Consider the following 25,430-nt stretch of genomic DNA (forward strand, 5'->3'; position numbering starts at 1 on the left):
GTTCATTTTTTTATTGATACTGCTCCAGCTTAGAGAAGAATTGAATGACAAACTCATAAAAATCATTCGCAGAAGGCGCAAGCTCTCTATTTTTCGGTTTAATGATTCCGACAGTCCGTTTCACTTGAGGGAACTCAATTGGAATTTTCACTGTAAAACGAGGTGTTGTTTCAGCAAACGTACTTTCAGGCAGAAGGGTAACGCCCATTCCTGCGGACACTAATCCTTTGATAGCATCCAAATCCTCACCCTCCGTTGAAACGAGAGGAGCAAAGCCGGCTTGTTTGCAGGAATCGATTGCCATTTTTCTGAGTACAAATCCTTCCGGGAACAATACAAATTGATCGTTGCGCAAATCGATTAAATGAACCGTTTTTTGTTGAGCGAGCGGATGATTTAATGGAACAAGCGCGTAAATTTTTTCAGTGAATAAAATTTTCCCCGCTATATCAGAGAAATTCGTCGGCACCGGCCCTAATAAGGCTAGATCAATATCGCGGTTTCTGACAGCTTCAATCAGAAACTTATAGGAGCCTTGGCGCAGCAAAAATTCGACGTGCGGATATTCTTCCTTAAACGCTGAAATGACAGTCGGCAAAAGCTGGCTGGCGAGGCTCGTAGGAAATCCGATCTTTACCGTTCCGCGGTGCGGGTCAAGATACTCATCAATTTGTTCTTTTGCATAATCAATTGCTTTCATTGCGGTCTTCACATGAATCAAAAATTCTTTCCCAATTGGCGTGAGTTTGATATTTCTCCCTTCACGCTCAAATAAGGTCACATTTAATTCCTCTTCAAGATTGGCAATTTGTCTGCTGATTGCTGATTGGGCCACATGCAAATGATCAGCAGCTTCTGAAACGTGTTCTCTTTCAGCCACCTCCATAAAATAACGCAGTTGGCGCAACTCCATGTTTGTCTCACATCCATCTATCTCATTTTGAGATTCTTTTGATCTAAATTATATATTGTTTATATCGTTTTGAAAACCTACAATGATTATAGAGTTGTTAGATTTTATGACCGGTATTATCGGAAATTGATCGGGGGAGAGGAATTATGACGTACAATCAAATGCCAAAAGCTCAAGGTCTCTACCGTCCTGAATTTGAACATGATGCATGCGGAATCGGCCTATACGCACACTTAAAGGGCAAGCAGACTCATGACATTGTCAAACAAGGACTTAAGATGCTTTGCCAACTGGACCACAGAGGAGGGCAAGGCAGTGATCCGGATACAGGAGACGGAGCCGGCTTACTGGTTCAAATCCCTGATGCTTTCTTTAGAAAAAAGTGCAAAGACATCAATCTGCCGGAAAAAGAACGTTATGGGGTAGGAATGGTCTTTTTCTCACAGAAAGAAGATGAAAGAAAAAAAATTGAAAAGCAAATCAATGCACTGATCGAACAAGAAGGCCAAGTCGTTCTTGGATGGAGAACTGTACCTGTAAATGTCGGAAAAATCGGAACAGTGGCACAAAAAAGCTGTCCGTTTGTCCGTCAGGTATTTATCGGCGCAAGCTCTGACCTAAAGGACAATTTATCTTTTGAACGAAAGTTGTATGTCATTCGTAAACAGGCTGAAAACTGGGGTGTAACGGAAGGTTTTGATTTTTATTTTGCCAGTCTTTCAAGCCAGACCATTGTTTACAAAGGCCTTTTAACACCTGAACAGGTTGATGCGTTTTATTCTGATTTGCAAGATGAAGCATTCATTTCAGCTTTTGCGCTTGTTCATTCACGCTTCAGCACCAACACATTCCCTACCTGGGAAAGAGCGCATCCTAACCGCTATTTGGTTCACAACGGTGAAATTAACACCCTTCGCGGAAATATCAATTGGATGAGAGCACGTGAGCAGCAATTTGTATCTGAAAGCTTTGGTGAGGACTTAAATAAGATTTTGCCGATTCTCAATGCTGACGGCAGTGACTCTTCCATTTTAGATAACGCATTTGAGTTTTTTGTGATGGCTGGACGCAAACCGGCACATACAGCAATGATGCTCATTCCTGAACCTTGGACGGAAAATACGCATATGTCTAAGGAAAAAAGAGCGTTCTACGAGTACCATAGCTCTCTGATGGAGCCTTGGGACGGACCGACAGCCATTTCATTTACTGATGGAAAACAAATCGGCGCAATTCTTGACCGGAATGGTCTCCGTCCGGCCCGTTATTATGTCACAAAAGATGATTATATTATTTTCTCATCTGAAGTAGGCGTTATTGACGTTGAACAGGAGAACGTTTTATATAAAAACCGTCTTGAGCCTGGGAAAATGCTTTTAATTGACCTGGAAGAAGGCCGGATTATCTCCGATGAAGAAGTCAAAACACAAATTGCAACTGAATACCCGTACCAAAAATGGCTAGAAGAAGAGCTTGTCCAAGTGAATCCTGATCCGGAATCAAGAGAGGAAGAACAATTTACTGATCTTCTAACTCGCCAGAAGGCATTCGGATACACATATGAGGATATCCAAAAATATCTCATTCCTGTTATTAAAGAAGGCAAAGACCCCCTTGGTTCAATGGGGAATGACGCGCCGCTTGCTGTACTTTCCGATCGCGCGCAATCACTGTTTAACTACTTTAAGCAGCTGTTTGCACAAGTAACGAACCCGCCAATCGACGCGATTCGTGAGCAGCTTGTCACTTCAACGATGACATGGCTCGGTGCGGAAGGCGATCTTCTTCACCCAAGTGAACGAAACGTTCGCCGGATTAAACTGTATACACCTGTTTTATCCAATGAACAGTTTTACGCATTGAAAACGATTGTTCATCCTGATTTAAAAAGCCAAAAAATCGATGTGCTGTTTTCAGAGGATCTTGAACGCGGATTAAAGGACATGTTCACACAGGCAGAGAAAGCCATAAGTCAAGGCGTAAGCCTGTTAATTTTATCAGACAAAAAGATGAATGAGAGCTTGACACCAATTCCGCCGCTTCTGGCAGTAAGCGCGCTGCATCAGCACTTAATCCGCAAAGGGCTGCGTACGAAAGTCAGCATTATTGTGGAGTCGGGAGAAGCACGTGAAGTGCATCACTTTGCAGCATTAATCGGTTATGGCGCAGATGCGATTAACCCTTATCTCGCTTATGCGACCTACAAGCAGGAAATTGATGAAGGCCGTTTGGATATCAGCTATGAAGAAGCGGTCAGCAAATATGGAAAAAGCATTACTGAAGGCGTTGTAAAAGTCATGTCCAAAATGGGGATTTCAACCGTACAAAGCTACAGAGGCGCCCAAATTTTTGAAGCGGTAGGAATCAGCCGTGATGTGATCGACCGCTATTTCACAGGTACTGCATCACAGCTCGGAGGCATCGATATACAAACAATTGCAGAAGAGGCGCAGCGCCGTCACCGAGAAGCGTATCAGGATGATTACAGCAAAACGCTTGAACCGGGAAGCGACTTCCAATGGAGAAATGGCGGAGAGCATCATGCGTTTAACCCGAAAACGATTCATACCTTGCAATGGGCTTGCCGCAGAAATGATTACACTCTGTTTAAACAGTATACAAAAGCGGCAGATGAAGAACGCATCGGATTTTTGCGGAACTTGTTCGCATTTGACGGAAACCGCAAGCCTTTGAAGCTGGAAGAGGTTGAATCCGCTGAATCGATTGTCAAACGCTTTAAAACGGGTGCGATGTCATTTGGGTCCTTGAGTAAGGAAGCACACGAAGCTTTAGCCATCGCAATGAACCGTCTTGGAGGAAAAAGCAACAGCGGTGAAGGCGGAGAAGATCCAAAACGTTTTGTTCCAGATGTGAACGGCGATGATAGAAGAAGTGCGATCAAACAAATTGCATCAGGACGTTTCGGTGTCAAAAGCCATTACCTTGTTAATGCTGATGAGCTGCAGATTAAAATGGCTCAAGGCGCTAAGCCGGGTGAAGGCGGTCAGCTGCCTGGAAACAAAGTATATCCATGGGTTGCCGATGTCCGAGGGTCAACACCAGGTGTCGGTTTAATCTCACCTCCTCCTCACCATGACATTTATTCAATTGAGGATTTAGCGCAGCTGATCCACGATTTGAAAAATGCCAACCGTGACGCAAGAATCAGCGTAAAGCTGGTGTCAAAAGCAGGCGTAGGCACAATTGCTGCAGGTGTGGCCAAAGCGACTGCAGATGTCATTGTGATCAGCGGCTACGATGGAGGTACAGGTGCTTCTCCGAAAACCAGTATTAAACATACAGGGCTGCCATGGGAACTTGGTCTTGCAGAAGCACATCAAACATTAATGCTTAACGGCCTTCGTGACCGTGTTGTATTAGAAACGGATGGAAAGCTCATGACGGGCCGCGACGTTGTGATGGCTGCCTTGCTCGGTGCAGAAGAATTTGGTTTCGCAACGGCTCCGTTAGTTGTACTCGGCTGTGTCATGATGCGTGCCTGCCATTTAGATACATGCCCTGTCGGTGTAGCAACACAAAACCCAGAGCTTCGCAAAAAGTTCATGGGGGATCCCGACCATATTGTGAACTATATGCTGTTCATTGCTGAAGAAGTTCGTGAGTACATGGCCGCGTTAGGCTTCAAGACATTTGATGAAATGATCGGCCGCACTGATGCACTTCATGTAAGTGAACGGGCGAAGGGGCACTGGAAAGCAAGCCAGCTAGATTTGTCTACACTTCTTTATCAGCCTGAAGGCGTACGGACGTTCCAATCACCGCAAAATCATAAAATTGATCAATCGCTTGATATCACAACGATTCTCCCGGCAGTACAAGAAGCCATCGAATCTGGAAAAGAAGCTGATATATCGATTGAAATCAATAATACAAATCGTGTAGCCGGAACGATAACCGGCAGTGAAATCTCAAAGCGTTACGGAGAAGAAGGGCTTCCTGAAGATACAATCAAGCTGCACTTTACGGGATCAGCCGGCCAAAGCTTTGGAGCTTTCGTTCCTAAAGGGATGACGCTTTATTTGGACGGAGACTCAAATGATTACGTCGGAAAAGGGCTTTCTGGCGGAAAAATCATCGTCAAGTCACCAGAAGGATTCAACTCTGCTTCGGATGACAATGTCATTATCGGCAACGTTGCTTTTTACGGTGCAACAAGCGGAGAAGCATATATTAACGGACGTGCTGGTGAACGCTTTGCCGTTCGAAACAGCGGTGTGAACGTAGTTGTAGAAGGCATCGGCGACCACGGCTGTGAATACATGACTGGCGGCAGCGTTGTCGTTCTCGGTGATGTAGGCAAAAACTTTGCGGCAGGTATGTCCGGCGGAATCGCTTATGTATTGGCTGAAGATGCCAAAGCCTTTAAACGCAAATGCAACCTTGAGATGATTTTATTTGAATCATTAGAGGATGAGAAAGAAATCCAGCAAATCAAAGCAATGCTTAAAAGACATGCTGCGTATACAAACAGCCAAAAAGCACAAGATCTGCTTGCTCAATGGGAAGACAGCGTGAAAAAATTCGTTAAAGTCATTCCGAAAAACTATAAACAAATGCTTGCGAGCATCGAAGAGCAAAAAGCTGCAGGTTTATCAGAAGAAGAAGCCATCATGTTCGCTTTTGAGGCCAACACGAAGCCAAAGCAGAATACAGCAGCTGGACAAAAACAAGCGGTAGTACAGTAAGGAAGGGGAGAGGAACATGGGGAAACCAACTGGATTTATGGAGATCAAACGAGAAAAACCTGCTGAGCGGGACCCTCTCACTCGCTTAAAGGATTGGAAAGAATATTCTGCTCCTTTTTCAGAAGAAGCATCGAGACGGCAGGGGGCGCGGTGTATGGATTGCGGTACACCGTTTTGCCAGATCGGTGCGGACATTAACGGATTTACATCCGGCTGTCCGATTTACAACTTAATTCCTGAATGGAATGATCTTGTCTACCGGGGCAGATGGAAAGAAGCATTGGAACGTCTGTTGAAAACAAACAACTTTCCTGAATTCACAGGGCGGGTATGTCCTGCCCCTTGTGAAGGGTCATGCACTTTAGCGATTTCAGACCCGGCCGTTTCAATTAAAAATATCGAGCGAACCATTATCGACAAAGGATTTGAGAACGGCTGGATTCAACCTAGAATTCCTAAAAAACGAACAGGCAAAAAAGTGGCCATTGTCGGGTCAGGCCCAGCCGGACTGGCGAGTGCTGACCAGCTGAACCAAGCGGGACATTCCGTCACTGTTTTTGAGCGCTCAGACAGAGCGGGCGGCCTTTTAACATACGGCATTCCAAACATGAAGCTTGAGAAGGGCATTGTAGAACGCCGAATTAAATTGCTGACGCAAGAAGGAATTGATTTTGTCACGAACACAGAAATCGGTGTTGACATAACAGCGGATGAGCTAAAGGAGCAATTTGATGCTGTGATCCTGTGCACAGGCGCTCAAAAGCAGCGGGACCTCTTAATTGAAGGGCGCGACTCAAAAGGAGTCCATTACGCGATGGATTACCTGACGCTCGCAACGAAAAGCTATTTAGATTCTAATTTTAAAGACAAGCAATTCATTGACGCCAAAGGGAAAGATGTCATCGTTATCGGAGGCGGAGATACAGGAGCTGACTGTGTGGCTACTGCTCTGCGGCAAAAAGCCAAAAGCGTGCATCAATTCGGCAAACACCCAAAACTTCCGCCAGCCCGCACGAATGACAATATGTGGCCTGAACAGCCGCACGTCTTTACGCTTGAATATGCGTATGAAGAAGCGGAAGCAAAATTCGGAAGAGATCCGAGGGAATACTCCATTCAAACGAAAAAAATGGTCGCGGATAAAAATGGCCAGCTGAAGGAGCTCCATACCATCCAAATGGAAAAAGTGAAAAATGAGCATGGAAAATACGAGTTCCGCGAGCTGCCTGGAACTGAAAAAGTATGGCCTGCTCAGCTTGTCTTTATCGCTATCGGCTTTGAAGGCACAGAACAGCCGCTGTTGAAACAGTTCGGTGTGGATTCTGTAAACAACAAAATCAGTGCAGCATATGGGGATTATCAAACAAATATCGATGGCGTATTCGCCGCAGGGGATGCAAGAAGAGGCCAAAGCTTAATCGTATGGGCGATTAATGAAGGCCGTGAAGTAGCGCGTGAAGTGGATCGGTATTTGATGGGGAGTTCAGTTCTTCCGTAAATAAAGGGGATTATCATATAAAAAAAGAACCGGTCTGGTTGCCAGCCGGTTTCTTTTTTTATTCCATTACAACTCCAATGTTTCCAAACTGCCTGCCTTCCTGCATTCTTTTATATGCATCACATGTTTTTTCTAAAGGATATGTGCGGTCGATTACAGGTCTCAGCTTATGTTTTTCAATGAAAGCGAGCATATCGCGAAATTCCTCACCGCTTCCCATCGAAGTTCCCAAAACATTGATCTGCGGAAAGAATAGAGAACGCACCGGAAAACTGAGATCTTCCCCTGAGCTTGCCCCAAAGCTGACAATGCGGCCATTCGGCTTTACATGACGGAAGTATTCCGAAAAGAGGGCAGGGCCTATGCTGTCAAGAACAACATCAGCATTATTTCCCTGCATCTGTTCATCCCAATTGCTGTAACTGTCAAATGCGTAATCAGCACCTAATTGCAGCGCCCTTTTTCTTTTCTCCTCACTGCGGGAGGTCACGCTTACTGTTGCCCCAATCGCCTTCGCCATCAATAAAGCGTAGGTTGCAACTCCGCTTCCGATGCCGGGTATCAATAGATGCTCGTCTTTTTTCAATTGTCCCTTCGTAAACAGGGCCCGGTATGCAGTTAAAGCGGATAAAGGTAAAACGCCCGCTTCTTCCCAAGATAAATAAGGAGGTTTTTTGATTGCATTTTGTGAAGGAATGATCACATATTCAGCAAGTGTTCCGTCAGAAGGACCTCCCAGAATCTCAGGTACAGGCGGAACATTCTCTGTCAATTCCCAGTTTAATGTCGGGAAAATGATGACTTCTGTTTCAACAGTAACATTTTTCACGCCTTCACCAATCTCTTCAATGAGACCGGCGCCGTCAGAACCGAGTATCACGTGAGGATCTTGTTCAGATTTGTTTTTCATGAGAAACAGGTCACGATGATTCAGACCCGCGGATTTTAATTTTACCTTTACCTCTCCATATCCAGGCTTTTTCGTAGGGACGTTTTGAAATGATAATCCCTGCAGTCCGGTTGTTCCATTGTGAATTACAGCTTTCATGTTGTCTTCCTCCTCATTGAATTGTATTTTCATATCTTTACATATTTTACTTAGCAGTTTTCTTCGAGTAAAATGAACAAATATGATAGCCACTATCACTTTTAATCATAGCAAGAAGGTGAGAGCCCGTGGAAAGCGGAGATTTAAAGATTTTTCAGGCTGTGGCCCGTGAAGGAAGCATAACGAAAGCAGCGCAAATGCTGAATTATGTTCAATCGAATGTGACAGCCAGAATACATAACCTTGAGGAAAATTTGAATATCAGGCTTTTTCATCGAACGAATCGCGGGATGAAGCTGACTGCTGCGGGAGAAAATCTTTTGCAATATGCTGATCAAGTATTATTGCTGTTAGACGAAGCTGAAAAATCGGCACAGATGAGCCGGCATCCGAAAGGGCCTTTGCGGATCGGCTCACTAGAAACGACGGCGGTAACGCATCTGCCCGAACATGCAGCCTCCTTCCTCAGACGTTTTCCTGATGTGGATTTATCGGTGAACACTGCTAATACACATCATCTGATTCAACAGGTTCTTGATCATCAAGTTGATGGCGCTTTTGTATATGGACCGGTTGAGCACACTGCTGTCAGACAAATCCATGTTTCCCATGATGAATTAGTTTTGATTTCATCACGAGAAGGGTCGGCCGAGGTTATGCTTCAGCAGCCGATGCTCTTTTTTGGAGCAGGCTGTTCTCATCGTGACAGGGTCAAAAGATTACTGGAGGAAGCAGGCATACCCAACCAAAAAATCATAGAGTTTGGGACATTGGAGGCAATTATAAAAGGAGTTTCCGCCGGGATGGGTACGGCGCTGCTCCCAAGGTCCGCTATTGATTGCTCCGAGCATCGAACGAATGTATGGATTCATCAGCTGCCAGCAGCATATCAAGACGTAGAGATCGTATTTATATACAGGAAAGACTTTTTTATTACGAGTGCGTTCCAGACATTTCTTGATGAGATACACGAAATGAAAAGATGAAGATAGACGTGTTGGATTTCTTGTCTGATACACTGCTTGGCAGAATAAAACCGTTTATCAGTTTTTATTTTAAAGATGGGCATAAAAAAACTGTACTCATTTGAAGCGAGTACAGTTTTTCTTTTTATTTGCGTTTTAAATTAATGCCGATCGCTGCGCCGTTTCTGCTTGAATCAGCTACGCCTTTAAAGGTGCCGTTTTCATGGTCGATCGATATGCTTTGCACGTTTCCGATATCCACCGGGCTTGTGCCAAATTTGTGGCCCATGCCGTTCAGCTTGCTGAGGACATCTTTAGGAACTCCGTCTTCGTAACGGTAAGAGCTCATGCTGTTTGTGTAAATTCTCGGCTCTTCAACAGCCGCTTTTAATTCCATACCGTACTCTATATGGTAGAGAATAGTTTGCAAAACGGATGAAATAATTGTGGCCCCGCCAGGAGATCCAACCGTGAGGACAGGCTTGTCATCCTTAAATAAAATCGTCGGGGTCATGCTGCTTAAAGGCCGTTTGTTTGGCTGTACTTCGTTGGCTCCGCCTGGTATCGCATCAAAATCCGTTAATTCATTGTTTAAAATAACACCGTAATCAGGGACCATAATACCCGTTCCGAATAGCTGTTCGATTGTTGTTGTATAGGAAACAACATTTCCCCATCGATCTGCAACTGTAAAATGGGTTGTTTGGCCTTCTACTTTATCTTTCGGCTGTTCGACTTGTTTATAGTTTGCTGATCCTTCTTGGTATTTCCAAGGATCACCGGCTTTCGGTTTTTTATTCACTTGATCTAGGTTGATTAATTGCTGGCGTTCTTTAATATAATCGGGGTGAAGCAGGCCTTTGAGAGGAACATTTACAAATTCGGGATCACCAGCGTATGACGCACGGTCGGCATAAGACAAATGCATCGTTTCGGCAAGCAGCTGATATTTCTCCCATGAGCGGACATCGTATTGTGAAAGGTTAAAATCATCAAGTATTTTCAGCATTTGCAATAAGAAAATACCACCGGAGCTTGGAGGAGGGGTGGTAGCGATTTGATAGCCTTGATAGTCTCCCCAAATCGGTTCATCAATTGTAATGTCGTAATTTTCTAAATCTTCTTTCGTCATTGACCCGCCAAAATCCTGGACAGTGTCAGAAAGCGCCTTGGCGAATTTTCCTTTATAAAAAGCGTCAGTGCCTTTGGAGCGAATCAGTTTAAACGTTTTGGCCAAATCTTTTTGAATAAGGGTATCGCCTTCTTTCAGCGGCTCGCCATTTGGCAAAAATACATCTTTTGCGGCTGTCTGTGACAGTTTTTCCTGGTAATTAGAAATGGCATCTGCCAACACTGAATCAATCGGGAAGCCTTTGTCAGCGAGTTTAATAGAAGGGGTAATTAATTGCTTCATTGAACGGGTTCCCCATTTATCTAAGGCTTCTTCCAGCCCTTTCAGCGTGCCTGGAACACCAACGGCAGTACCTTTTGTCACACGTTCAGAGAAAGGAATGGCTTTGCCGTTTTCATCCAAAAACATGTCAGGGGTTGCGCCTGCTGGTGCACGCTCACGGCTGTCGATTATCGTTGTATCCTTCGTTTTTCCGTCATACACCATCATAAAACCGCCACCGCCAATGCCTGACATCATCGGCTCCGTTACATTGAGTGCGAATTGAATAGCGACCGCTGCATCAATGGCATTTCCTCCTTTTTTCAGCACATCAGCACCGATTTCAGAAGCGAGAGGATGTGCGGTCGCAACCATGCCGTCTTTTCCGACATCTACTTGTTTGTACTCATCGTAGCTTTTGGGCGGTTTTTTAGCTTCCGCGTGAAAAGGGACACTTCCAGCGACTAACAGAACACTAAGCAGAGCTGTTAAACAGACGTTCCACGTTCTTTTCATGTTCTCCCTCCTATATGAAGCTGTATTGTTACAATCTTAGCGTAAAAAAATTACAGCGTTTTCACAAGTGACAAATGGTATATTATATAGTACATAAAGCCGTTTTTCTGTGCAAAATTGATTATATTGATATGAGCCATGTGCTATATTAGAATCAGCATACGGATTAAGAAGGGACTGCTATATGTATTTAACGATCGAAGAAACAGCAGAATATACAAATCTTTCAGAGGATTATATTAAAAGCTTGGTGCTCGAAGGAAAAATCAGGGCCGTTCATGACGGGGAGCAATTTTTGATTTATAAGGAGCAGTTCAAAACGCATCTCGAACAGCTGGAGAATTACAAAGCACTTGTGCAGGAAATATTAAATGAACCAATCCCGGAAGATATTGATGTAAAGGATGAAGATTAGGACACAATTTGAAATTGTGTCTTTTTTTGCATGTTTTTGCAGAAGCGCCGAAAAATCAGGAGCGTCAGATTTCGTTTTAAGAGGATTTTTGATTATAAGTAGGGTGATGAGTATCTGAGAGATTAAAAGCTTTATAATAGGCTTTAAAGCTCATTTAAAAGGAAGAAGGTTTACAGAAGCTTACTCACACGCTTATGTTACACTATGTATATTATGTTACATAAATACCGTCACGCTTTGACATTCAAGGTTTTTCAGCTATAATAGTAACATAAGCCTCAAAACGTTACATAACCGTTTTTAAGGAGTTTTTTGATGCATATTGTACAGCCGATTCGCAGTTTAGAGAAAATCCAAGAAGTCAAACAGTATTTGCTTAACAAAAACAAGCGGGATTATTTTCTGTTTATTTTCGGCATCAACAGCGCGCTCCGCATTTCTGATATTCTGCCGCTGCAAGTGAAGGACGTTAAACATAAAGATCATTTATGGGCGACTGAAAGCAAAACGAAAAAGAAAAGAAAGATTCTTATTTTAGAGTCACTTAAACAGGAAATATACGAGTATACGAAAGATATGAAGGAAAACGAATATCTTTTTAAATCTGTGCGGACCAGAAAGCCAATTTCCCGCATTCAGGCCTACAGAATTTTAAGAGAGGCAGCTGCGGCGTGCGGACTTGAGGAGATAGGGACACATACACTCCGGAAAACATTTGGCTATCATTTTTATCAGCGGACAAAAGACATCGCCGAGCTGCAGAGAATACTGAATCATTCATCACCTTCAATTACAATGCGGTATATCGGTATTGATGAAGATACGACAAGAGCCGCGTATAAGGTTTTTGGAGGGCTTTAATACAAATCACTTGAAAATATTGATCATCAGAGCTACTATATAAATACCAAAAGCTCTAGTAGCACAGCGGATAGTGCAGCAGTTTCCTAAACTGCAGGTCGGGAGTTCGAATCTCTCCTAGAGCGTTATATTCACAGAAAGACAACAGGCACTTTTCGCCTGTTGTCTTTCTTTTTTCACAAGTAAAAAACGCCCGCTTGTGCAGGGCGTTTTTCTTATATAACTGCGTCAAATTGATTAACTTTCCACTTTTTATTTTCTTTCACATATGTCACTTTCCGTTTTGCAGAAGGGGAACCGTCTAAAGTAGGAACGGTAAATTCATAAGTGATTGTGCCGCCTTTTTTAGAGATCAGTTTAGCGGTTGATTTTTTCCAATTTAAAAGGTTGTCTCCGTCACCGATCGGAACAGCGAGTTTTCCTTTTGAAACAGTGAAATGATAATCTTTAAAGCCTTTTTCGATTGCTGTTTTTGTAAAAATAGGAGTTAGGTAATTCACCGCTTTTGCTTTAGTGCCTAGATCACTGCACATGTATACATATTGAAGATTTTGATACTCAAATGTGCCTGACGGGCAAACTGCTTTTTTCACCTTTGGATTGTGGCCGCTCATTGTGTTCCAAAAATGTTCTCTTGCGGATAACGCCAGCTGCAGTGCTTGTTTTTGTGATAAATCGCCTGATGTATTTTTCGCAAATGCATTTGTGCTTAATGACAGAATAAGTGCAATGGTTGTTAGAAATAGAAGACATTTTTTCATTATCGCTCTCTCCTTCAAAATCTCTTTCTCTTATGTTACAAATGTTACAATAATTACGTTCAGATTACAATAGTTTTGCATAAATTATTTTTTATTCTTTTACTCGCAAAAAATACGCCATTACTTGCTAGCTTATTCTTCATAAGCTAAAAAGATGTGTAAAATGAGAAGAATCGGGAAGGGTTTCATATATACAGTGATGAATAATAACATGTTGCATCTCCTGTTTTTGTCAAAAAATGAGGGCATGTTCAAAACGAATTCAAATAAAGGAGTCCTTCAATATGGAAACATCACAAGAACCTCATGTAACTCAAGAGAAAAGCAAACCATCAGTCTGGCGGTCTATGTCACTCTTTTTGGTGCCTCTTCTGCTGAGCAATGTGCTGCAATCAGTCGGCCAGCTTGTCGGGATGATGGCTGTAGGCAGATGGCTCGGTGTTGACGCAGTGGCAGCTGTATCATCCTTTTTCCCGTTATTTTTTCTTTTAATCTCATTTACGATTGGGATTGGTTCAGGAAGCTCGATTCTGATCGGACAAGCCTATGGGGCAAAAAATGAAGAACGGCTAAAGGCTGTTGTCGGAACGACGCTCACGTTTACATTTTTATTAGGCGTTGTGTTAGCCGTCATCGGCAGTATATTCACCCTGGATATCCTTCGTTTAATGGGCACGCCTGAAAATGTCATTCATGTCAGCGCTAACTATGCACGTATTTTATTTTACGCTATGCCGTTTATGTTTTTATATTTTGCATATACTACCTTTTTGCGGGGAACAGGAGATTCCAAGACACCGTTTTATACACTGATTGTGAGTACGGTTATCAACATCTCCCTTTTGCCTGTCTTAATCCTTGGCATGTTTGGTCTTCCGAAACTGGGCATATACGGCTCGGCATATGCAACGGTCATTTCCACGATTGCGACTTTTCTCGTGTTAATGGTGTATTTACGAAAACGAAAACACCCGCTGCAATTTGATAAAACAGTGCGGCGTTATTTGAAAATGGATAAGGAGCTGCTGGCTCTCCTGCTGCGTCTTGGGATTCCAGCAAGCATCAATATGATTCTTGTCTCATTATCAGAGATAGCGGTTATTTCATTCGTCAATCATTACGGCTCTAATGCAACAGCTGCATACGGAGTGGTCAACCAGGTGGCCAGCTATGTACAGATGCCAGCCGTCAGCCTTGGTATCGCGGTTTCTATTTTCGCTGCGCAATCGATTGGCGCGAACGAATTTGACCGCTTAAAGCAGGTCATTCGCGTGGGGATTTGGCTGAATTATATCATTGGCGGCGTACTGATCATTTTGATCTATGTTTTTTCACACCAGATTTTAGCGTTATTTTTAACCGAGCAAGAGACGCTTTACATTGCGCACCGTCTCTTGATGATTACATTGTGGAGCTATTTGCTGTTTGGAAATGCCCAAATTATTTCTGCAACGATGCGGGCAAGCGGAACGGTTTTATGGCCGACCGTTATCAGTATATTTTCGATCTGGGGAGTTGAGGTGCCTGTCGCCTTCGTCCTTTCTCACTACACAAAGCTTGAAATACTCGGCGTCTGGGTTGGCTATCCGGCTGCGTTTGCCGTCAGCCTGCTGTTGATTTATGGGTATTATCAATTCGTGTGGAAAAAGAAACAGATCACACGTCTCATCCAATAGTCTCCCGAATCACACCGTTCATGAGTTTGAACGGTGTTTTTTTATTTGATAGGGGGAAACATAAAATGGAGGAAATATGGCACAGTACATTGAATTCTTATACTAGCAATGAATCAAGGAGAGGTTGAGTATACATGGCAAACTTTATTGAAAACATCACGTATTTGGGAACGCCGGCCATCAAAGCAGGCAACGAACATCTAGAAATGATTGTTGTCCCCGAGTGGGGGAGCAACGTCATTTCACTCGTGGACAAAACAACAAAAGTCCAGCTTTTGCGTGAACCGGAAACAGCAGAAAGCTTTCACGATACACCAACATTGTATGGCATTCCAATCCTGTTTCCGCCTAACCGCATAAGTGACGGTACATTCAGTTTCCGGGGCAGAACGTATCATTTTGATATCAACGAGAAGGATAAACACAACCATCTTCACGGGTTTCTTTACCATGAAAAGTGGAATGTCGTGACCACGAAGCAAACTGATGAAGAAGTGATTGTTGAAACAGAAATTGATCTTTCTGAGCTCCCACATGTGCAGAAGCAATTTCCTCATCATGCCGTCGTTCGGATGACATACACGATCAAGGGGAATACCCTATTTAAACATGCGACGGTCATGAACAAAGGAAAGGAAGCGTTTCCTTGGGGAATTGGTTATCATACTACATTTGTATTTCCGGCAGAAAGCTCGTTATTCTCCCTGACAGCAGATCAGCAATGGGAATTAGATGAACGCTTGCTGCCGACCGGGAAACTGATGGATGTACCGTATAAAGAAGCTTTGCATGAAGGAATAGATTTGCGCCACAAGCAGCTGGATGATGTCTTTTTATCTTCTTATCAGAAGAGAGGCGGAGAAAATCAGGCAGTCATTTATCATCAGCATGCACATATAAGCATTATTTATAAGGCAGATGCACAGTTTAAACAATGGGTTGTATACAATGCGGACGGAAAACAAGGGTATTTATGCCCTGAGCCTTACACATGGGTGACAAACGCCGTGAACCTTGATTTACCTTCATCACTCACCGGTTTACAAGTGCTGGAGCCGGGAGAAGAAACGACAGCCAAAAGCAGTATCACCATTGAATTGAATCATCAATAGCCAATGATGAAGCGCAGAGAGGCGGGGTAATTAATGAAAAAAAGCATAAAGCTTTATGTTGCTGTTTTACTGCTTTTCGTCGTTGCTTCGGTACCTTATATGCATCAGGATGCGCTTGCCGCTGAAAAACAAGGTGCACTTTCCGGGCAGATCGATAAAATTTTATCTGATCATCCTGCACTCGAAGGCGCAATGGCCGGCATCACCGTTCGCTCTGCGGAAACAGGTGCTGTTCTATATGAACATTCAGGAGACACCCGAATGAGGCCCGCCTCTTCTCTAAAGCTTTTGACAGCGGCTGCGGCACTTTCTGTCCTTGGCGAGAACTATTCTTTTACAACCGAGGTCCGGACGGACGGCGCACTAAAAGGGAAAAAGCTGAATGGTAACCTTTATTTGAAAGGGAAGGGAGATCCGACACTTTTACCATCTGATTTTGACAAAATGGCTGAGAAATTAAAAGAATCCGGCGTAAAAGTAATTAAAGGCAATCTGATCGGTGATGATACGTGGTATGATGACATGCGATTATCACCTGATATGCCTTGGAGCGATGAATACACATATTACGGCGCGCCAATCTCCGCTCTAACAGCGTCTCCGAATGAAGACTATGATGCAGGCACTGTGATTGTTGAGGTCACCCCAAATAAAAAAGAAGGAGAAAAGCCTGCTGTTTCTGTCTCTCCGAAAACCGATTATATAACGATTAAGAATGATGCCGAAACGACAGGGGCCGGTTCAAAGAAAGACCTCACGATCGAAAGAGAGCATGGAACAAACACGATTACAATTGAAGGGAGCGTGCCGGTTGACGCAAACAAGACAAAGGAATGGATTTCTGTCTGGGAGCCTGCCGGATATGCCTTAGATTTATTTAAGCAAGCACTTAAAAAACAAGGGATTACTGTGAAAGGGGACGTCAAAACGGGTGCAGCACCTGGTTCTTCAGACGTGCTGCTCGCTCATCGCTCAATGCCTTTATCGAAACTCTTTGTGCCGTTCATGAAATTAAGTAATAACGGACATGCCGAAGTACTCGTAAAAGAGATGGGGAAAGTGAAAAAAGGAGAGGGAAGCTGGGAGAAGGGGCTCGAAGTATTAAATAGTACGCTTCCGGAATTTGGTGTTGATTCCAAATCACTCATCTTAAGGGATGGATCAGGAATCTCACATATTGATGCTGTATCCTCAGATCAACTCTCACAGCTGTTATACGAGATTCAAGATCAGAGTTGGTTCTCGGCCTATCTAAATTCTTTACCTGTTGCAGGCAATCCTGACAGAATGGTAGGCGGAACGCTAAGAAACCGCCTGAAAGATACTCCTGCACAAGGAAAAGTAAGAGCAAAAACCGGATCGCTAAGTACGGTCAGCTCTCTATCCGGTTACGCAGAAACAAAGAGCGGAAAAAAGCTTGTTTTCTCTATTCTGCTAAACGGATTGATTGATGAAGAGGATGGAAAAGATATTGAGGATCAAATTGCTGTCGTTTTAGCAAATCAATAATAGTATCAGGCCTGTTTTCCAAATGAAAACAGGTTTTTTTCTGTCTGTAACAACGCCCTGTCGAACCTTAGAAGAATTATCACAAAAGCAAATTAGTTTGATCAAAAAATAGTGTGTAAGACCTTACGTGAAACCATACTTTTATCACTTTATATCAGAAAATTCGATAAAAAAGGAAACTAAAAATAAAGAAATAATACTATATTCAAAAAAATGTTATAAAAATTTAATATTTTTTATTGTACTTTAAAAAATATCCGTTAATATAGTGCATATATGGATTATACAGGCATATAATTTCTTTTATTGTCATTTTTCTGCTTTTTTCTACTTTTTTTATCCTCTTATTATGAGAACTGGAGGGAATCCGTTGAACGTACATACTTATTCTTTAACCCATGCCCAAAGGAGAGTGTGGTTTACCGAACTGCTGGAGCCAGGTACTAGCATTTGCAATCTCACCGCCTGCGTGAAATTCAGGGGCGATATTGATCTTGAGGCCCTAGAGGAAGCACTGAATCATTCCGTCGCCCGCAACGACGCCATTAGATTTCAGCTGCTAGAAGGAGAAGAGCTTGAACCGCGACTGTACCTTACTGAATATAAATACGCTTCACTTGAAATAATAGATTTTTCAAATGTTGAAATGATAGAAATAGAGCAATGGATACAAGATCAAGCGAGAATCCCATTTAAACTGTTCAACTCACCTCTTTATCAATTTTACCTCCTCAGAATTGACTCTCATGAAGTTTGGCTGTTCGCGAAATTCCATCACATCATAATGGATGGAATCTCTTTAAATGTGATGGGAAATCAAATTATAGATCTTTATCAAAAAATAAAGAAGAAAGATCCTTTACCTGATCAGCCGGAGCCTTCTTACTTGAGCTATATTGAAAAAGAGAGTCAATATCTACAATCTTCACGTTTTGCAAAGGATCGTTTATTTTGGACGCAAACCTTTCAGCACCCGTTGGAATATCACTCGTTAGCCGGCCAGACGTCCTTACAAAAACAGAGCACAGCCGCATCCAGAGACACCATTATTCTTTCACCTGATCTAGAGCAAACGATTCGAATCTTCTGTAAAGAACACAAGATCAATATCATTTCCTTATTTATGGCTTCATTTTACATATGTATCAGCCGAATCACTTCTAAAAAAGATCTTGCCATTGGCACCTATTATGGCAACAGAGGGTCAAAGGCTGAAAAAGAAATGCTCGGCATGTTCGTCAGTTCTCTTCCAATCAGAATAACGGTTGATCCTGGCACAGACTTTCTTTCCTTTGTCCGCAGAATAGGCAGGGAACAGCTTTCCGTTATGCGTCATCAACGGTTTCCTTATAATTTGCTTGTGAATGAATTAAGAAATGAACAGAAGGATTTACACAACCTTATCGGTATATCTATGCAGTATCAGCCACTTCAGTGGCACAATGCAGATGGTTTTGACTATGAAACAGCGCTGTATTTCAGCGGATACACCGCGAATGAGCTTTCTGTTCAGATACAGGAACGTGTAGACACCGGAACCATACAATTAAATTTCGACTATCAAAATACCTTGTTTTCTCTTGAGGATATTAAACGTATTCAACACCATCTGCTTACCTTACTGGAAAGCGCCCTTCAACAACCGTACAGCTTTATAAGAGAATTAGATATGACGAATACAAGAGAAAAGCAAAAATTGTTGTATGAGTATAACAAGACAAAAGCTGTTTCGCCTGAAGCCCCAACTTTGCACGGTCTGTTTGAACGACAGGCGGCTTTCACACCGGAACGGACAGCCATTCGATTTTCAGGCGGTTCGCTGACGTACGCTGAGCTTGACATGTATGCCAGCCGGCTGGCCGCCCGCCTTGCGGCACGCGGCGTCTCAAAGGAAAGCATCGTAGGTGTCCTGTCTGAGCGGTCACCTGACATGCTGATCGCTGTACTTGCTGTATTAAAAGCTGGCGGGGCGTATTTGCCGCTTGATCCTGAGTATCCAGAAGAGCGGCTGAGCTACATGCTGAAAGACAGCGGGGCAGATCTCTTACTGACACAGCCGGGATGTTTTGCGCCGAGCTTTTCCGGAGAGACGCTTGAGGTTGACATGACATCTCTTGCCCGTGAAGAAGCAGAACGTCATGTATCTGCTTCTATTAGCGGCGGATCTCTCGCCTATGTCATCTATACGTCTGGCTCCACCGGGCAGCCAAAAGGGGTAGCCGTCGAGCACCGCCAGGCTGTTTCCTTTCTGACCGGCATGCAGCACCAATTTCCGCTTTCGGAAGATGACATTGTCATGGTGAAAACCTCTTTTTCCTTTGATGCGTCTGTGTGGCAGCTGTTTTGGTGGTCGCTTTCCGGCGCTTCGGCTTATCTGCTTCCTCCGGGCTGGGAGAAAGATCCGGCATTGATCGTAAAAGCCATTCATCAGGAAAACGTGACAACGGTTCATTTTATTCCGGCTATGCTGAACAGTTTTCTCGATCAAGCGGAAATCGCAACACTGGGTGACGGGACAAGCCTGAAGCGTGTATTCGCCGGAGGTGAACCGCTTGCACCCCGTGTGGCAGCGCGATTTGCTTCTTTATTGCCTGAGGTATCGCTGATCCATGGCTATGGGCCGACAGAAGCAACGGTTGACGCGGCATTCTACGTGTTGGACCCAGAGCGGGACAGGGACCGCTTGCGGATTCCGATCGGGAAGCCTGTACCCGGTGCGCGTTTGTATGTTTTAGATCCCCATTTAGCCGTACAGCCCTTAGGTGTCTCCGGTGAACTGTACATTGCCGGAGCGGGTGTGGCCAGAGGCTATCTGAATCGGCCGGCCTTAACGGAGGAGCGTTTTCTTGAGGACCCGTTTTACCCGGGTGAACGCATGTACAAAACAGGGGATGTAGCCCGCTGGCTCCCTGACGGGAATATGGAATTCCTCGGCCGCACGGATGATCAGGTGAAAATCCGTGGCTACCGGATTGAGCCCGGAGAAATTGAAACGGCGCTTAGAAGCATAGAAGGCATAAGGGAAGCGGCCGTTACCGTACGGACAGACAGCGGCGAGCCGGAATTATGCGCTTATATAGAAGGACTCCCGAGAAACGAAGTGCGGGCGCAGCTTGAGAGACGGCTGCCGGGCTACATGATCCCAGCCCATATGATCGAGATGGAACAGTGGCCGGTTACGCCAAGCGGAAAGCTGGACCGGAACGCCCTGCCAGCTCCTAACGGAGCGGCAGATGCAGAGACCTACACAGCGCCAAGAAATGTGACCGAGATGAAGCTTGCCCAGCTGTGGGAAGACGTCCTGAAAAACGGCCCTGTCGGGATTCACGACAACTTCTTTGACCGCGGAGGACATTCCTTAAAAGCAACGGCGCTTGTCTCCCGAATCTCAAAAGAATTTGATGTACAGGTGCCGCTGAAAGATGTGTTTGCCCATCCGACGATAGAAGGACTGGCTTCTGTTATCCGTGAAGGAACGGACAGTCCATATGAAGCAATAAAGCCGACGGAACAGCGTGAGACCTATCCGGTTTCATCTGCCCAAAAGCGGATCTATGTCCTTCAGCAGCTGGAGGACGGAGGGACAGGCTACAATATGCCGGCGGTGTTGGAGCTGGAAGGGAAGCTTGATCCAGAAAGGCTGGACAGGGCTTTCAAAGAGCTGATCAATCGCCACGAATCGCTGCGGACCTCCTTTGAACAGGATGGAGGCGGTGAGCCGGTGCAGCGCATCCATGACGAAGTGCCGTTCACATTACAGACGACAGTTCTCGGCGACCAAACTGAACAGGAATCGGCAGCCGCGTTTATCAAGCCGTTTGATCTCAGCCAAGCGCCGCTGTTCCGTGCCCAAATCGTAAAGGTATCAGATGAGCGGCACCTGTTGCTGGTTGATATGCATCACATCATTTCAGACGGTGTTTCCGTCAACATTCTGATTCGGGAATTCGGAGAGCTGTACAACAACCGGGCCCTTCCGGCACTTCATATTCAATATAAAGACTACGCCGTATGGCAAGAAGGATTCAAAACAGGAGACACGTACAAAACGCAGGAGGCGTACTGGCTGAAGCAGCTCGAGGGCGAGCTGCCGGTGCTGGATCTCCCGGCTGATCAACCCCGCCCGCCGGTGCGAAGCTTTGCGGGTGATAAGGTCTCCTTTACGCTTGATCAAGAAGCGACATCAGGGCTTCACAAGCTGGCACGGGAGAACGGAAGCACACTGTACATGGTGCTCCTTGCGGCCTACACAGCGTTATTGTCACGCTTAAGCGGACAGGAAGATATCATCGTCGGCTCGCCAATTGCCGGCCGTCCGCACAAGGATCTCGAGCCGATACTCGGCATGTTTGTGAACACGCTGGCGCTGCGGACACGCCCGGAGGGCGGGAAGCCGTTTGTACAGTATTTGCAGGAAGTGCGCGAGACAGCATTGGAAGCCTACGAGCATCAGGATTATCCGTTCGAAGAGCTTGTCGATAAGCTTGAATTGACAAGGGATATGAGCCGGAATCCAGTATTTGATGCGATGTTTATCCTTCAAAATATGGAAAAGCAGGAGATGGATCTGGATGAGATAACAGTCCGGCCTGCCACATTCGCACATCACATTTCTTTATTCGATATCACGTTAATCGCAACCGAAACAGATGAAGCCGTATGCTGCGAATTGGAATTTAGTACAGAAGTGTTCCTGAAAGATACGATTGAACGCTGGGCAGCTCATTTTATCGAATTACTGCATGCGGTCATTTCTAATCCTGAAACAAGGCTTTCACAAATAAATATAATTAGTGAAAAAGAAAAACAAAAAATTCTCACTACATTTAACAAAACTCAAGTTGAATTTGCTCAAAGTGATGTTCCTTTTCATCGCATATTTGAGGCGAAAGCTGAAGAAATTCCAGAACATATAGCTGTTATTGATAACGAAACAGAGATTAGCTATCGGCTTCTAAATGAAAGAGCCAATTGTCTGGCACGAACATTGCAAAACAGAAAAGGTCCGAAGCCAACTGTGGCAGTTTTAGCCAAGCGGTCCATTGATGCAATTGTTGGCGTGCTGGCAGTGATGAAAGCTGGCGGAGTGTATATCCCAATCGATTCACACTATCCAAAAGCTCGTATTGAATACATTCTTCGTGATAGCGGGGCAGATATTCTTCTTTTACAGAGAGAGTTGGAGCATTTGATTTCGAACTCGCCTGAATCTGAGATGTCTCACATCTGCCTTGACGATGAGAGCTCTTATGAAGAAAGTAACTGCAACCTTAACTTATCTCCTGCTCCTGAAGAGGCGGTATATATCATTTATACGTCAGGAACGACGGGTGCGCCTAAAGGTGTGATTGTCACCCATCAGAACTTTACTCATGCTGCTCTTGCTTGGCGTCAAATTTATGAGCTTGATCGGAAGCCTGTCAGACTGCTTCAAATCGCGAGCTTTTCATTCGATGTCTTTTCAGGAGATTTGGCGAGATCATTGACAAACGGCGGGACGCTAATCATTTGTTCAGATGAAAAGAGGCTGGAGCCTGCTGAATTATATGGAATCATGAGCGCCCGGCGAATTACGATAATGGAGTCAACACCGGCTCTCATTATTCCAGTTATGGAGTATATATACCGTAACAAGCTCAAGCTTCCTGACCTAGATATACTGATTCTTGGTTCCGACATGGTGAAAGCTCAAGATTTCAAAACATTGACAGACCGATTTGGTCAAAGCATGCGCATCATCAATAGCTATGGCGTCACAGAGGCAACCATTGATTCGAGCTTTTATGAAACAAGTATGGGTGAAGAGTGTACGGGCGATACCGTACCAATCGGCAGCCCTCTACCGAATGTACGCATGTACGTACTCAGCCAGACTGATCAAATTCAGCCGATCGGTGTTGCCGGCGAGCTATGCATCGGCGGGGCAGGTGTTGCGAAAGGCTATCATCATAAAAATGACTTAACGAAAATGAAATTTACAGAAAATCCATTTGTCTCTGGAGAAAGGCTGTACAGAACCGGCGATCGCGCCTGCTTCCTTCCGAACGGAACGATCCGGCTTCTTGGCCGAATGGATTATCAGGTGAAGATAAATGGATACAGAATTGAAACAGAAGAAATTGAAAGTGTTCTGCTTCAAACGGGGCTTGTCAGAGAAGCTGTTGTTGCCGTTCAGCATGATAAGAATGGACATGCAGGTTTGGCAGCATACATTGTGCCTTCAGATGTCAATACGAATGCTCTCCGTGCTGCTTTAACAAAGGAGCTGCCAGCGTATATGATTCCTGCACATCTGATTCCTTTAGAAAACATGCCGCTGACCCTAAACGGAAAGCTGGACAAAAATGCCTTGCCGGCTCCAAATGACGTGTTGTCTCGTCCATATACCGCACCAGTTGACGACATGCAAAAAACGATGGCGTACATATGGGAAGATGTACTGAGCATGTCACGAGTCGGCATTCACGATTCCTTTTTTGAGCTTGGCGGAGACTCAATTAAAGCATTACAAGTGGCAGCACGTCTGGCAGCTGAAGGCTGGAGCATGACTATACGCGACTTATTCCGTTATTCAACGATTCAGGAACTATGCGGACATATCACACCATTGGCATCTCAAGCGGACCAGGGACCTGCGGAAGGTGAAGCTGAACTCACCCCGATTCAGAGAAGATTTTTCGGACAGGACCATGCTTTTTACTATCATTACAACCAGTCCGTCATGCTTTTCAGTGACAAAGGATTCAATGCTAACGCGCTTCGTCTAGCGCTGCGTAAAATAACCGAGCATCATGATGCCACTCGCATGATTTTCCAGCATGACCAAAGCGGCCATGTCATTCCGTTTAATCGCGGAATCAATCACAAGGATGATGAACTATTTGGCCTTTATATTTCAGATTGGACAAAAGCATCGCTGGAAAGGACTCACCTTGATGAAAAACTAGCGGCTGAGGAAACCGTCATTCAAAGCAAAATGAATGTACAACAAGGGCCTCTGCTGCAAGCAGGTTTGTTTAAAACGTCAGAAGGGGATCATCTTTTGATTGCGCTTCATCATCTAGTGATGGATGGTGTTTCTTGGAGGATTCTGCTTGAGGATTTAGCGGCGGCATACCAGCAGGCTTTAGAAAAACAAGAAATCCAATTGCCGCCAAAAACCGATTCTTATTTGTCCTACGCCAATGGCCTTGCCCAAATAGCTGAGAGTAAACAATTGCTTTCAGAAAAAACGTATTGGCAAACGATTTTAGACGCTCACACTGCTTTTCTTCCTAAAGACATAGAAAATGTGCCGGGCAGACTCCAAATGAACAGCGATGCACAAGCGTTTGTGCTATCCGGGGACTGGACTGAAAAATTGCTGTTTGAAACTCAGCAAGCCTATGGCACTGATGTCAACGAACTTTTGCTTACAGCTTTAGGAATGGCGCTTTCTGAATGGACAGGGCATGACCGAATCCTGATTAGCACTGAGGGACACGGTAGAGAAGGGCATGTGCCAAACATTGATATTTCACGGACAGTTGGTTGGTTTACTTCCATTTATCCTATTCTGCTAGACATGGGTATTCCCGAGCCTTTCGAGGATCCGCTCGCATACCGAATTAAGATGACAAAAGATATGCTGAGAAGAGTCCCGAACAAAGGAACTGGTTACGGATTGTTAACACACATAGGAGAACTGCGTCATAAAGAGCCTGAGGTCAGCTTTAATTATCTCGGCCAATTTAGCGAAGAGAAGGAAGCTGAAACGTTTCAATTGTCATATTACCAGCCCCGTTACGAAATAGCGGGTGAGAGAGAACGAGAATATGAGCTGGACATCAATGCTCTCATTACAGACGGACGGCTTCACGTAAAAGCGGTATACACCCAAGTATTCAGCAAACACTCGATTGAGTGCTTTATGGATCGTTTTCACAGGCATCTTATCGAGACGATTGAGCATTGTTCACAGAAAAAAGCACGCGAAAAAACGCTGAGTGATTTCAGCAATAAGGAATTAACGTTGTCTGCATTATCTAGCATCGAAAATTTGGTGAAAGATCTTTAAC

The 25,430-nt window shown here is 44.4% G+C and carries 13 protein-coding genes and 1 tRNA gene; 10 read left to right on the forward strand and 4 right to left on the reverse strand.

Annotated features, from left to right (window positions below):
* Positions 1 to 10: 10 nt before the first annotated feature.
* On the reverse strand, positions 11 to 913 hold the full coding sequence (gltC, locus tag BFW96_RS10275) for a glutamate biosynthesis transcriptional regulator GltC (protein WP_014664178.1): 903 nt from the start codon (positions 911 to 913) through the stop codon (positions 11 to 13).
* A 146-nt stretch (positions 914 to 1,059) separates the two neighbouring features.
* On the opposite strand from gltC, the gene gltB reads away from it, so the two are divergent.
* Together gltB and gltD are read left to right on the forward strand one after the other, a co-directional pair.
* A complete protein-coding gene (gene gltB / locus BFW96_RS10280; RefSeq protein ID WP_069839358.1) occupies positions 1,060 to 5,619 on the forward strand; it encodes a glutamate synthase large subunit in 4,560 nt (1,519 codons plus the stop codon).
* Between the two features lie 16 nt (positions 5,620 to 5,635).
* Positions 5,636 to 7,117, forward strand: a complete 1,482-nt coding sequence (gltD, locus tag BFW96_RS10285) for a glutamate synthase small subunit (RefSeq protein WP_069839359.1) — start codon at positions 5,636 to 5,638, stop codon at positions 7,115 to 7,117.
* A 58-nt stretch (positions 7,118 to 7,175) separates the two neighbouring features.
* Here the strand turns inward: gltD and BFW96_RS10290 are convergent, their stop codons facing one another.
* Complete coding sequence (locus BFW96_RS10290) at positions 7,176 to 8,165, reverse strand: zinc-binding dehydrogenase (protein WP_069839360.1); 990 nt, start codon at positions 8,163 to 8,165, stop codon at positions 7,176 to 7,178.
* Positions 8,166 to 8,293: 128 nt separating this feature from the next.
* Between BFW96_RS10290 and yofA the strand changes: the two genes are divergently transcribed.
* The gene (gene yofA / locus BFW96_RS10295) at positions 8,294 to 9,151 is read left to right on the forward strand and encodes a LysR family transcriptional regulator YofA (protein WP_069839361.1); all 858 of its coding nucleotides are present in this window, start codon (positions 8,294 to 8,296) and stop codon (positions 9,149 to 9,151) included.
* A 124-nt stretch (positions 9,152 to 9,275) separates the two neighbouring features.
* On the opposite strand, the gene ggt is transcribed toward yofA, so the two are convergent.
* The gene (gene ggt / locus BFW96_RS10300; RefSeq protein WP_069839362.1) at positions 9,276 to 11,039 is read right to left on the reverse strand and encodes a gamma-glutamyltransferase; all 1,764 of its coding nucleotides are present in this window, start codon (positions 11,037 to 11,039) and stop codon (positions 9,276 to 9,278) included.
* A gap of 184 nt (positions 11,040 to 11,223) precedes the next feature.
* On the opposite strand from ggt, the gene BFW96_RS10305 reads away from it, so the two are divergent.
* The 3 genes from BFW96_RS10305 to BFW96_RS10315 all read left to right on the forward strand — a co-directional run bounded on the left by BFW96_RS10305 (position 11,224) and on the right by BFW96_RS10315 (position 12,440).
* Positions 11,224 to 11,454, forward strand: a complete 231-nt coding sequence (locus tag BFW96_RS10305) for an excisionase family DNA-binding protein (protein ID WP_003231472.1) — start codon at positions 11,224 to 11,226, stop codon at positions 11,452 to 11,454.
* Between the two features lie 315 nt (positions 11,455 to 11,769).
* On the forward strand, positions 11,770 to 12,315 hold the full coding sequence (locus BFW96_RS10310) for a site-specific integrase (RefSeq protein ID WP_014664172.1): 546 nt from the start codon (positions 11,770 to 11,772) through the stop codon (positions 12,313 to 12,315).
* A 52-nt stretch (positions 12,316 to 12,367) separates the two neighbouring features.
* A tRNA-Arg gene (locus BFW96_RS10315) sits at positions 12,368 to 12,440 on the forward strand.
* Positions 12,441 to 12,530: 90 nt separating this feature from the next.
* On the opposite strand, the gene iseA is transcribed toward BFW96_RS10315, so the two are convergent.
* Positions 12,531 to 13,076, reverse strand: a complete 546-nt coding sequence (iseA, locus tag BFW96_RS10320; protein WP_069839363.1) for a DL-endopeptidase inhibitor IseA — start codon at positions 13,074 to 13,076, stop codon at positions 12,531 to 12,533.
* Between the two features lie 284 nt (positions 13,077 to 13,360).
* Between iseA and BFW96_RS10325 the strand changes: the two genes are divergently transcribed.
* The 4 genes from BFW96_RS10325 (at position 13,361) to BFW96_RS10340 (ending at position 25,429) form a co-directional block, all read left to right on the forward strand.
* A complete protein-coding gene (locus BFW96_RS10325) occupies positions 13,361 to 14,752 on the forward strand; it encodes an MATE family efflux transporter (protein ID WP_014664169.1) in 1,392 nt (463 codons plus the stop codon).
* 134 nt (positions 14,753 to 14,886) lie between these two features.
* Complete coding sequence (gene galM, locus BFW96_RS10330; protein WP_069839364.1) at positions 14,887 to 15,864, forward strand: aldose 1-epimerase; 978 nt, start codon at positions 14,887 to 14,889, stop codon at positions 15,862 to 15,864.
* Between the two features lie 33 nt (positions 15,865 to 15,897).
* Positions 15,898 to 17,373: a D-alanyl-D-alanine carboxypeptidase/D-alanyl-D-alanine endopeptidase gene (gene dacB, locus BFW96_RS10335; RefSeq protein WP_069839365.1), complete on the forward strand. Its 1,476-nt coding sequence runs from the start codon at positions 15,898 to 15,900 to the stop codon at positions 17,371 to 17,373.
* A 370-nt stretch (positions 17,374 to 17,743) separates the two neighbouring features.
* Positions 17,744 to 25,429 (forward strand): non-ribosomal peptide synthetase, encoded by a 7,686-nt coding sequence (locus BFW96_RS10340; protein WP_083252854.1) that lies wholly within the window; start codon positions 17,744 to 17,746, stop codon positions 25,427 to 25,429.
* Position 25,430 lies beyond the last annotated feature (1 nt).

Origin of the sequence: Bacillus sp. F56, from assembly GCF_001748205.1 — a bacterium.
GTDB classification, from domain to species: domain Bacteria; phylum Bacillota; class Bacilli; order Bacillales; family Bacillaceae; genus Bacillus; species Bacillus stercoris.